11 protein-coding genes are annotated in these 12073 nt (G+C 38.5%); 8 read left to right on the forward strand and 3 right to left on the reverse strand.

Going from position 1 to position 12073, the window contains the following annotated elements; translation table 11 throughout:
- Positions 1-6 precede the first annotated feature (6 nt).
- Together I2F62_RS08800 and I2F62_RS08805 are read right to left on the reverse strand one after the other, a co-directional pair.
- A complete protein-coding gene (locus I2F62_RS08800; RefSeq protein WP_324626645.1) occupies positions 7-726 on the reverse strand; it encodes an ABC transporter ATP-binding protein in 720 nt (239 codons plus the stop codon).
- 3 nt (positions 727-729) lie between these two features.
- Positions 730-1518, reverse strand: a complete 789-nt coding sequence (locus tag I2F62_RS08805) for an ABC transporter permease (protein ID WP_324626682.1) — start codon at positions 1516-1518, stop codon at positions 730-732.
- 142 nt (positions 1519-1660) lie between these two features.
- Here I2F62_RS08805 and I2F62_RS08810 point away from each other — a divergent pair, with 142 nt between their 5' ends.
- From I2F62_RS08810 to galE, 7 genes are read left to right on the forward strand one after another with little or no spacing between them, the layout of a single operon-like run.
- Positions 1661-2551 (forward strand): glycosyltransferase family 2 protein, encoded by an 891-nt coding sequence (locus I2F62_RS08810; RefSeq protein ID WP_324626646.1) that lies wholly within the window; start codon positions 1661-1663, stop codon positions 2549-2551.
- Positions 2544-3368 carry a glycosyltransferase gene (locus I2F62_RS08815; RefSeq protein WP_324626647.1) on the forward strand — a complete coding sequence of 275 codons (825 nt, stop codon included), beginning with the start codon at positions 2544-2546 and terminating at the stop codon, positions 3366-3368. The genes I2F62_RS08810 and I2F62_RS08815 overlap by 8 nt, the downstream gene beginning before the upstream one ends.
- 29 nt (positions 3369-3397) lie before the next feature.
- Positions 3398-4018 carry a sugar transferase gene (locus I2F62_RS08820; protein WP_324626648.1) on the forward strand — a complete coding sequence of 207 codons (621 nt, stop codon included), beginning with the start codon at positions 3398-3400 and terminating at the stop codon, positions 4016-4018.
- 10 nt (positions 4019-4028) lie between these two features.
- Positions 4029-4904 (forward strand): UTP--glucose-1-phosphate uridylyltransferase GalU, encoded by an 876-nt coding sequence (gene galU / locus I2F62_RS08825; protein ID WP_324626649.1) that lies wholly within the window; start codon positions 4029-4031, stop codon positions 4902-4904.
- A gap of 14 nt (positions 4905-4918) precedes the next feature.
- Complete coding sequence (locus tag I2F62_RS08830; RefSeq protein ID WP_324626650.1) at positions 4919-6178, forward strand: UDP binding domain-containing protein; 1260 nt, start codon at positions 4919-4921, stop codon at positions 6176-6178.
- Positions 6179-6189: 11 nt separating this feature from the next.
- Positions 6190-7839, forward strand: coding sequence for a glucose-6-phosphate isomerase (pgi, locus tag I2F62_RS08835; RefSeq protein ID WP_324626651.1), 1650 nt, complete (start codon positions 6190-6192; stop codon positions 7837-7839).
- Positions 7832-8848, forward strand: a complete 1017-nt coding sequence (gene galE, locus I2F62_RS08840; RefSeq protein ID WP_324626652.1) for a UDP-glucose 4-epimerase GalE — start codon at positions 7832-7834, stop codon at positions 8846-8848. The genes pgi and galE overlap by 8 nt, the downstream gene beginning before the upstream one ends.
- Before the next feature lie 61 nt (positions 8849-8909).
- Here galE and I2F62_RS08845 read toward each other — a convergent pair whose 3' ends face one another.
- Entirely contained in the window at positions 8910-10280 is a 1371-nt protein-coding gene (locus I2F62_RS08845) for a phosphomannomutase CpsG (RefSeq protein ID WP_324626653.1), read from the reverse strand.
- Between the two features lie 469 nt (positions 10281-10749).
- On the opposite strand from I2F62_RS08845, the gene gltP reads away from it, so the two are divergent.
- A complete protein-coding gene (gene gltP / locus I2F62_RS08850) occupies positions 10750-12036 on the forward strand; it encodes a glutamate/aspartate:proton symporter GltP (RefSeq protein WP_324626654.1) in 1287 nt (428 codons plus the stop codon).
- Positions 12037-12073 lie beyond the last annotated feature (37 nt).

The following is a 12073-nucleotide window of genomic DNA, read 5'->3' on the forward strand; positions in this document are numbered from 1 at the left end:
ACCTAATCAAATTTCGTGAATAGTTTGAATTGAACCGTGCTCAAGTGTAATTACCTTGTTGCATAGCCGATTAATCATATCGGGGTCGTGTGAGGCGATAATTAAAATAGAGGATTTTTCAACCATATCTTGCAGTCTTTTCTTTGCTTTTTGGCTAAAATTAGCATCACCCACAGAAAGCCATTCATCCATTAAAATAATATCCGCAGGAAAGCTTGTAATAATAGAAAAGGCTAAACGCATAACCATACCACTAGAATAGGTGCGGATAGGCATATTTAAGAAATCTCCAAGTTCACTAAACTCAGCAATATCATTTATTTTTTGTTCGATTTCTTTGGGTGAAAATCCTAAAAGCACGCCACGAAGCATGATATTCTCAAAGCCTGTAGATTCACCATCTAAACCCACACTAATATCAAGTAAGGAGACGACTTTCCCTTGTACGTCAATACTACCTGAAGATGGCGAATAAACACCTGAAAAAACACGTAATAAAGTAGATTTTCCTGCACCATTGTGTCCAATTAAGCCAATTTTATCCCCTTTTTGGATATTTAAATTAATGTCAGTTAAAGACTGAATAACGACCTTTTTACTGGAATCAGAAGCAATTTTTCCTCCTGTTGCAGCATTTAAAACACGTTTTTTGAGTGAACGATTAGACGTATTGTAAATTGGAAAAGCCACAGAGACATGATTTAGGATAATATGAGCATCAGACATAAGTTATAACCAATATGCAATACGATTTCTAGATTTGTTTAATAATGAATATGAAATAAGTATTGTTGCGAGGAGAAGAAAGATAGAAACTAGCCAGTTGAGTAAAGATGGGGCACTTCCGAGTAAAGGTTGACGGACTAAACTAATCAGGTGTGCAAAGGGATTAAAATGAATAATCCAATGGTATTTTTCTGGTAAAGTTTTTTCCTGCCACATAATAGGTGTCATAAAATAAGCAACCATAATCATATTTTGAATAATAGGTGCTAAATCACGGTATCTTGTACTAAGAATAGCAAAGATAAATGAGCAAAAAAAAGTAACAGCGGCTAACAATATAAAACCAGGGATTGCAATTAATGTTTTCCAGCTCCAATCATAAATTGAAAAGCTAATAATAATAAAAATTAAAATAAAATTATGCAAAAAAATAATAATATTTTGTGAAAGTTGTCTGAGTATATAACTTGGATAGGGAAGTCTATGTTGTTTAATAATATGGGTAAAATTAATAAATCCTATTGTAGATTCATTAAATTGCGTTGAAATAAACACCCATAAAATATTGCCAACAGCAAAGTAAGGTAAATATTCTGCTAAAGGCATTTTAAATAGTGTGGACCAGAGTAAGCCTAAAGCAGAAATCAGAATTGCTGTACTAATAGTGATCCAAAATGGGCCTAAAACTGAACGGCGATAGCGTTGTTTGATGTCAAACCACGCTAGAAGAAGCCATTGATGTGGGTGCTTAAAGGCATGAATAAATTCATGAAATGTGGACTTATAGAACATTTTCAAATTTAAGTTGCATATGCGATTGTATGAATTTTATCAGAAAACAGCATCTTTTATTACTATGATCTGTTATTTTTTTAAAGTGCTATGTGGGGCTAAAACTGTTATAATTTCTAAAAGAATTTATTTTAGTAAGTGAATGAAAATAGCTGTCGTCATTGTGACTTATAACCCAATAGAATCCATTTTATTAGATTTGGTGGAAACTATAAAGGGATGTGTAAATTTTGTTTTTATAATTGATAATTGTTCCCATAAAAGAGATGGGTTGGCAAATAAACTTTCAAAGATAAGTTTTTTCACTCAATTAGAAGAAAACAAAGGGTTAGCCGCTGCTCAAAATTATGGAATTGAACAAGCAATACTTCATGATACGGATCTAATTTTCTTTTTTGATCAAGACAGTGCTGTAGATGAAATATTTGTTCAGAGTATGATTGCTGATTATAAGACTCTTAAAAAAAGTACTATCAATTTAGGCGTGTTGGGTCCAAGAGTTTTTGATGTTAAAGACCAGCACTACTACAAGCCGATTAAAATTAACCGCTGGGGAAAGCGGCTTGCTTTAGTTAACCGAAGCCAACACGCTCCAATAGAAACTTCTTTAGTTATTTCATCTGGTTGTTTGGTCGAAACTAAAGTGCTAAAAGATGTAGGTCGAATGAATGAGGCATATTTTATTGATTACATTGATACCGAGTGGTGCCTAAGAGCTATTCATAAAGGATATCGTAACTTTATTTCTCAAAAAGCTATTTTAAAGCATAATATAGGGGATGATTTTATTTCTTTTGTTTCTCTTAGAATTCCAATGTATTCAAAAAATAGAATTTTTTTTCGAATTCGTAATGCATATTGGCTTGCTAAATGTACTCATACTCCATTGGTTTTAGGTGTAAGAGAGATTGCTAAAAATATTTTTTATCAACTGATTCTTGTTCTTAATAGCCGTTCAAAGTTAGATTTATTAAAAATACTAATAAAGGCAAATTTTTTGGGAATAGTCAACAATGGTGATAAAAATGATTAATAAAATAATTAATGTATCATTAGTAATTTATCAGCATGCTTATGAAGATGTTTCTGATGCAATAAATAATTTACTTTGTAGTCCATACTTGAACCGCTTAATTATCATTGATAATGATGAATGTGATTGGGTAGAAAAATTAAATGATCCTCGTATTTTTTATATAAAATCAGAAAAAAATAATGGTTTTGGCTGTGCTCATAATCTTGCCATTAAAAGATTCGCACATGAGTGTGAATTTTTCTTAATTTGTAATCCAGATATTTATTTTGATCAGGAAGATTTTAATTTATTGGTTGACTTCGCTATAAAAAATAAGGATGTAGGCTTATTTTTACCTAAAATTATTTATCCAGATGGTACAAATCAATTTGGAGCAAGACTACTACCCTCTCCAATAAATTTGTTGGCACGGCGCTTTATTCCTTTTATATCAAATATATTAGATCGAAAATATTTGTTAAAAGATTATGATACTTCTGTACCATGTGCTGTTCCAAACCTATCGGGCTGTTTTATGTTTTTTAGATCGAAGCCATTAATAGAATTGGGGGGGTTTGATGAGCGTTTTTTTATGTACATGGAAGATATCGATTTATCTAGGAGATGTGTAAATCAATTTGGTGGCTTATATTATCCATTGGCTCAAGTCACACATGTTCATAGTCAAGGTTCATATAAAAATAAAAAACTTTTAAAAGTTCACCTTAAAAGTGCGATACAATATTTTAATAAGTGGGGGTGGGTACATGACCCTATGAAGCAGAAGCTAAACCAAACATGTATTTTAGAACTAGGAAAGAGTAAACATATTTAGTCGTCTTACTCGTTTTTGTGGAACAGAATATGCTTAAGCGCTTAGTCGATATCATTATTGCATCGATTGCATTTACAATCTTGCTGCCGGTCTTTTTATACGTTGCATTTAAGGTAAAAAAGAATCTTGGTTCGCCCATATTTTTTTATCAGGAACGCCCAGGTAAAAATGGCAAACTTTTTAAAATGATGAAGTTTAGATCGATGAAAGATGCGATAGATGCTCAAGGTTATCCTTTGCCAGATGAAGAACGGATTACGCCTTTTGGACAAAAATTACGCTCCACCAGTTTAGATGAAATGCCACAGCTTTTAAATGTCATTAAAGGTGATATGAGTGTTGTGGGTCCTCGGCCTATGCTGAAAGAGTTTGTGGCACACTACACCCCAGAACAAGCACGGCGTTTAGAAGTGCGCCCAGGAATGACAGGTCTTGCTCAAATTAGTGGTCGTAATGAACTCGATTACGAAGAGCGCTTTAAATATGATGTTTGGTATGTTGATCATCACAATATTTGGGTCGATTTTAAAATTATGTTTAAAACCGTAGCGGTGATGTCTAAAAAAGAAGGCATCAATGCCCCAGGTCATGTTGGTCCATCTTTATTTACTGGGAATAGTCCAGATTCTTCAAAACAATCTAAATCTTAAAGAGATTTTTATGATTAAAAAAGCCATTCTTCCTGTTGCAGGTTTAGGTACACGGTTTTTACCTGCAAGTAAATCCATCCCTAAAGAAATGGTGACCGTGGTTGACCGACCTGCCATTGAATATGTGGTTAAAGAAGCTGTTGCGGTGGGTATTGAACAAATTATTTTAGTGACACACAGTTCAAAAGCGTCTATTGAAAATTATTTTGATCGTAATTTTGAGCTGGAAACCACATTAGAACAAAAGAAAAAATATGATCTTTTGGCTGAAATTACCCAAATTGTGCCTGAGCATGTGCGTGTGATTAGTGTACGTCAGCCTCAGCCATTGGGTTTAGGCCATGCAGTGCTTTGCGCCAAAGAAGTGGTTGGCGATGAGCCATTTGCTGTACTGTTACCCGACGTTTTGGTAAAAAATGATGCCAATACCCATGATTTAGCACAAATGATTGCACAATATACGCAGTCGAAAGCGGCACAAATTATGGTTGAAGCTGTACCTGAAGATTTGGTTGATCAATATGGTATTGTTGATGTTGCAGTTATTCCCGAACAAGGTGAAAGTCAGGCGATGCAAGGCATTGTAGAAAAACCTGCAATTGGTAAAGCACCGAGTAACTTATCGGTAATTGGCCGTTATGTGTTGCCTGCTAAAATTATGTCATTGCTTGAACAGACGCCGCGTGGTGCTGGCAATGAAATTCAGTTAACTGATGCGATTGCAATGTTGCAGCAGTCTGAAACTGTAGAAGCCTATCGCATGTGTGGGCAAACTTTTGATTGTGGTAGTAAGCTTGGCTATTTGAAAGCTGTTTTGCATTATGGTGTTGCGCATCCTAAATTAGGGCAGCCCTTTATTGATTTGATTAAAGAACTTAAAATTTAGAAAGAGAACAAGCCATGAAAATCGCGGTTTATGGAGCAACATTAAATGCGGGTGTGATGGCGGGATTATTTGCAGAATATGGGCATGCTGTTTCTTGGTGCCCCTTTGCAAAAGATGATGAAAGCAGCGCGATTCAGTATCAAGATAAAACAGTCAATCAACTGATTGCGACACAATCACAAAATAAACGCTTAATGATTTGTGCTTTGAATGAGATTCCCTTAGATGTTGAAGCATATTTTTTCGCCTTTAATTCTAATGAATTACAACAACTTGATTTAATTTTAGAGTATTTGCAGCAGCAGCCGATTATTCATCCCAAACTCATGATTAACGGCTCGAGTTTTGGTTTAAATGGTACCACCTTATTACAACAACGACTGCCACAAGACTATTGGTGTTATTTGCCCGATATGGTGCAAGAAGGTAATGCCATACAAAGTGTTTTACAGGTAAGTCATGTGGTGATTGGTGTTGACCATCTCGATGTGAAGATACAAATTAAAGAAGTATTGCGTCCTTTTTATCGCGCCAATCATCATTATGTATTTATGCCGATACTCGATGCTGAATTTACCAAGCTGAGTATTTCAGGCATGCTGGCAACAAGAATCAGTTATATGAATGATTTGGCGGTCGTTGCTGAAGATTTGGGTGTGGATATTGCCAATGTACGTTTAGGCATGGGTGCAGATACGCGAATTGGTGGCAGTTATTTGGCTGCGGGAGTTGGTTTTGGGGGGGAGAATTTCTTACATGATGTCCGAACTTTATCGCAAACCATTGCTGCAGCTGGGGTTAAAAATCAGTTATTAGAACAAGTGCTCGATATTAATGAGCAGCAAAAAGAAATTTTATTCCGTAAATTATGGAATTACTATCAATGTGATCTCAAAGGCAAAATTATTGCAATTTGGGGGGCTTCTTTTAAAGAAAATACTCCGCGTACGAATTTTTCGCCTATTCATGCCATGTTAACCGCACTTTGGGCGCAAGGTGCGATTGTGCAATTGCATGATCCACAAGCATTGCCGTTGATTGCACGTCAATATGGCCCACGGGATGATTTAATTTTATGTGAAGACCCGTATGAAGCGGCGCAAGGCGCATCGGCGCTGTGTTTATTAACCGCATGGAAACAATATTTAAGTTTGGACTATAAGCAGTTACAGCAGTGTATGCAGCATCCCTTAATTTTAGATGGCCGTAATGTGTACGATCCGGCCTATGTTAAAGCCCAAGGGTTTGCTTATGAAGGCGTGGGGAGAAAATGATGGAGCAGATTATGTTTAACCCAAAACCATCGTCTCAACAGTGCCTTCTCGATTTGGTCACTCAATTTAAAGCACAGCATTTAACTTCGTTATTTGAACATGACCCAACGCGCTTTGAAACTTTTTCTGTGCGCCATCAAGATTTATTTTTAGATTACAGTAAACAGCGCGTAAATAAAGAGATTATTAACCACTTGGTGCAATGGGCGAAGCAACAGCAATTAGGGCATTGGATTCAGCGCCTATTTTCAACTGAAGCGATTAATTACACCGAACAACGTGCGGCAATGCATTGGGCGCTGCGCTTGCCTGTACAAGATGATCAGCATCCAGAATTAGCTTGTGCTGTGCATGCGCAGCTTGAACGCATGTATGCCTTGGTGGATAAAATCCATGCAGGACAATATCGGGGTTCGACCGGTGAAGTCATTCAAGATGTCGTCAATATTGGGGTAGGTGGTTCCGACTTAGGTCCATTAATGGCCAGCCATGCCTTGTCTGACTTTAAAATTAAAACCGCCAAACCCCTACAGGTGCATTTTGTATCGACGATGGATGGCAGTCAGCTTTCCGATATTTTGCATCAATTACGCCCTGAAACTACTTTGTTTATTGTTTCATCGAAATCATTTGGCACCATTGATACCTTATCGAATGCACAAACTGCGCGTTTATGGTTAGAAAAAGCCTTAGGTACCCAAGATAAAGTGGTAAAAAGCCACTTTGTGGGTGTATCGACCAAACCTGAAAAAATGTCTGCATGGGGCATTGCTAAAGATAAACAATTCCTGCTTTGGGATTGGGTGGGTGGCCGTTATTCTTTGTGGTCATGTATTGGTTTGCCGATTGCATTAAATATTGGTGTGGCCGGATTCCGGCAATTTTTGGCGGGTGCATATGCAATCGATCAGCATTTTCAGCAAACCGCATTCGATCAAAATATTCCAGTACTCATGGGCTTGCTAGGCGCATGGAATACGAATTTCTTAGATATGCAAACCCATGCCGTATTGCCGTACGATGGGCGTTTAAAATACTTTGCTTCATATTTGCAGCAGTTAGAAATGGAGTCGAATGGCAAATCGACTCAACGAAATGGTCAGCCAGTTACCACACAAACCTGCCCGATTCTTTGGGGTGAAGTGGGACCGAATGCGCAACATGCCTTTTATCAATTGTTACACCAAGGCACACATGCTGTCAGTTGTGACTTTATTGCACCCGTGAAGCGTTACAATGCCGATCAGTTTACCTATGCAAATAATGCGCAGGCGTTAACGGAACAGCATCATTTAGCCTTGTCTAACTGCTTAGCACAAGCACGTTTATTGGCCTTTGGTAACCAAGCTTTGGATACATCAGAATTAGAGCACTTGCCAAAATATCAGCAGTACGAAGGCAACCAAGCCAGTTCTATGCTGTTGGTTGATGAACTGAATCCCTATAGTTTGGGGATGCTGATTGCTTGCTATGAGCATAAAGTGTTTGTGCAATCGGTACTTTGGAATATTAATCCGTTTGACCAATGGGGGGTTGAAAAAGGCAAACAAATTGCCAATCAACTCTTGCCTATTTTAAATGGTGAAACAGTCGATTGTTCGAGTTTAGATTCCTCGACTCAAGGTTTATTACAGATTTTATTAGGAAAGAGCAATGGCTAAAATTTTAGTTACAGGCGGTGCCGGTTTTATTGGCTCTCATACCTGTGTTGCTTTATTAGAAGCTAACCATGACGTGGTGGTGATTGATAATTTAAGCAATAGTCGGGTTGAATCTTTACTGCGCGTACAAGAGCTGACCTCTAAATCGCTTACGTTTATAGAAGCCGATATCCGTGATGAAGCCAGTTTAGATCAAATCTTTGCAGCGCATGAGATTGATGCAGTGATTCATTTCGCCGGCTTAAAAGCTGTTGGTGAAAGCCAGCAATTTCCGCTACATTATTTCGAGCATAATTTAGCTGGCAGCATTCAATTGTTCAAAGCCATGCAGCGCGCCAACGTGTTTAAATTAGTGTTCAGTTCATCCGCGACGGTGTATGGCGATGATCATGCTTCGCCATTACACGAAAATTTACCGACAGGCATGCCGAATAATAACTACGGTTATACTAAATTGGTGATTGAGCAAATGCTTGAAAAATTAGCAGCAGCAGAACCGCGTTGGTCGATTGCGCTATTGCGTTATTTTAATCCAGTTGGAGCACATAAAAGTGGCCGCATTGGCGAAGACCCACAAGGTATTCCAAACAATTTAATGCCTTATGTAACCCAAGTGGCTGTGGGGCAGCGCGAAAAATTATCCATTTTTGGTCAAGACTATGACACAGTCGATGGTACAGGTGTACGGGACTATATCCATGTGGTTGATTTAGCCGATGCTCATTTATGTGCACTGAATAACCGGTTAGAAAATACAGGATGTCGAGCGTGGAATATTGGCACGGGGCAGGGTTATTCGGTATTAGAGATTAAAAATAGCTTTGAGCAGGTGAATGGTGTTGCGATTCCTTTTGAATTTGCACCGCGCCGTGCCGGTGATGTTGCGACCTGTTTTTCAGACAACCAACGCGCCGTGGCTGAATTGGGCTGGACGCCAAAATTTGGCTTAGAGGATATGTTGCGCGATAGCTGGCATTGGCAAAAGCGGAATCCGCAAGGTTATCAGTAAGTCGTTCTTGAAAATAAAAACTCGGCAGATGCCGAGTTTTTTATTGCCTAGGTTTTCAATTTTAGGCTTCAATTAATTGCGTTAACTCATCCACATAACTTTGCATTGGACGTGGATTTTGGTCGCGGCGGCTTTCAATATTCAAACGCAATAGTGGTTCGGTATTTGAAGAACGCACGTTAACACGCCATGCACCAAAGTCGAGACTTACACCATCCGTTTTATCAATGCTTGGGTTTTGATCGGCATAATGATCAAAAATACGTTGAATGGTCGCTTGGCTATCGGCCACTTTAAAGTTAATTTCACCACTACATGGGAAGTTTGCTATCATCTCTTCGACTAAGCTAGAAAGAGACTGCTTGGTTTCCGACAACAATGCTGTCGTCAGTAACCATGGAATCATGCCGCTGTCGCAATAGGCGAAATCGCGGAAATAATGATGGGCGCTCATCTCGCCGCCATAAATGGCATTTTCTTCGCGCATGACTTGCTTAATAAAGGCATGCCCAGATTTAGATTGCACCGTTGTGCCGCCATGTGCTTGTACCACTTGTTCAGTGTTCCAAACCAAACGTGGATCATGCACAATTTTTTCATTCGGATGTTGCAATAAGAAGGCTTGAGCAAGTAAGCCCACAATATAATAACCTTCGATAAATTGACCTTTTTCATCGAATAAGAAACAGCGGTCAAAATCGCCATCCCATGCAATGCCCATATCTGCAGCATGTTCAAGCACGGCTTGGCGAGTGCTGTCGCGGTTTTCAATTAACAATGGGTTAGGAATGCCATTCGGGAAATTGCCATCGGCTTCGTGGTGAATCTTAATAAATTCAACCGCAATCTTTAAATCGGCAAAGCGTTGCTCTAATGCATCAATCACATGACCTGCCGCGCCATTGCCAGCATTGACTATCAATTTCAATGGGCGGATTTTTTCAGGTTGAATGTAACTTAAAAGGTGTTCGACAAATTCAGGCAAAATATTGTACGCCTGCGTTGTGCCTTTATGGGTAGCCTCGGTAAATTGGTTACTTTCTGCGAGCGCTTGAATTTCTTTTAAACCGGTGTCGGCGCTAATTGGACGTGCATTTTCACGCACCAACTTCATGCCGTTATAATCCATTGGATTGTGGCTTGCAGTCACTTCAATGCCGCCCTGCACATCTAAATGAAATGCTGCAAAATAAACTTCTTCAGTTCCCGTCATGCCAAGGTCAAGCACATTGACACCAGCATCGTTTAAGCCTTGAATGGTCGCTTGCTTTAAGCTTTCACTGCTGAGGCGGATATCACAGCCTACAACCACTGTTTTTGGTTGGTAGATTTGCCCATAGGCGCGTCCAATTTTATAAGCAATCTCTTCATTGAGTTCAGTTTCTAGTTTTCCGCGAATATCGTAGGCTTTAAAGCAGCTCAGCGTGGTCATAATTCAGATTTTAATATGTTGATTTGAAGCCAGTATTATAGCGATTCAGTTGGAAAAATCTGCGCATAAAATGTGAAAATTTTGGTGCGTGCAACAGGTTCTATTAGTAAGATATTTTTCCGATGATTGCTGCTTAATCTGATATGGTTTCAATAAATTGAAGTGGTTGATATAAATACTTTTATTGATAAAAACAACAAAAATATGCATAAAATGATTGTTACTGTTTTATAGAAATAAAATTAAATACATGAAATGTATGGGTAAAATATAAACTATAAAAAATATTGCTATTAGATACACATTTTTGTGTTGACGAAAGAATAGCCTATGGGTACATTAGTCGCGTTTTTAATGGAGCGGCCTCGAAATTGGATTTCGACTTATATGCTTTATTTTCTCTCATCTTCTGCTGTTATTGTCTACTGACTTTGTCATTCATTAACGAGATCGTATAAGGTTTTAGCCTATGAATAAAGTAAAGATTAGTCTTGCTTGGCAAATTTTAATTGCGCTTATATTGGGTATTATTGTGGGTACGGTTCTACATAATGAACCAGATTATCAAGCCTATGTGGTGGGTAATATTTTAAAACCTGCAGGTCAAATTTTTATTAATTTGATCAAAATGATTGTGGTACCAATTGTTATTTCAACGTTAATTTTAGGTATTGCTGGCGTTGGTGACTCGAAAAAACTGGGTATTTTAGGCGTAAAAACTATTGTTTACTTCGAACTAATTACCACAGTTGCCATTGTGTTAGGTATTTTGTGTGCCAACGTATTCCATCCTGGTGCAGGCATTGATATGTCTTTATTACACAAGGTGGATATTTCACAATACGAGCACACCACTGAAGAAGTGCAGTCCGGTGCACATGGGTTTATGCAAACCATTTTATCGCTGATTCCGTCGAATATTTTTAGCGCGATGGCCAGTGGTTCAATGCTACCAATCATTTTCTTCTCGGTGATTTTTGGTACTGGTTTAGCGGCACTGCCTGCCGAAACCAAACAGCCTTTATTAGATATTTTAAAAGCTGTATCGGAAACCATGTTTAAAGTGACGCACATGATTATGCTTTATGCACCTATTGGTGTATTTGCATTGATTGCAGCGACTGTAACCACCTTTGGTTTCGCTTCATTATTACCTTTAGCAAAATTGGTACTGTTGGTTTACGGTGCGATCATCTTCTTTGCAGTGGTGGTCTTGGGTGGCGTTGCCAAAATTTGTGGCTTCAATATCTTTACTTTGTTCAAAATTTTAAAAGATGAATTGATTTTAGCCTACTCAACAGCAAGCTCGGAAACCGTTTTGCCACGTATTATGGAAAAAATGGAAGCTTATGGTGCGCCAAAAGCGATTTCGAGTTTTGTGGTGCCAACCGGTTATTCATTTAACTTAGATGGTTCGACACTGTACCAAAGTATTGCGGCGATTTTTATTGCGCAGCTTTACGGCATTGAGCTGTCTTTGAGCCAAGAAATTATTCTGGTCTTAACCTTAATGGTGACCTCAAAAGGTATTGCGGGTGTACCGGGTGTGTCATTTGTGGTTTTATTGGCAACCTTAGGTTCTGTCGGTATTCCATTAGAAGGCTTAGCCTTTATTGCAGGGGTAGACCGTATTTTAGACATGGCGCGTACTGCATTAAACGTGGTCGGCAATGCATTGGCTGTATTGGTCATTAGTAAATGGCAAAAACAGTTCGATACCGAAAAAGCAGCAGCGTATGAAGCAAGTTTTAAATAAGCTTGAAAGCGCATAAAAAACGGCTCAACTTGAGCCG

The organism is Acinetobacter sp. MD2(2019) (genome assembly GCF_035615615.1).
In the GTDB taxonomy this organism is placed as follows: domain Bacteria; phylum Pseudomonadota; class Gammaproteobacteria; order Pseudomonadales; family Moraxellaceae; genus Acinetobacter.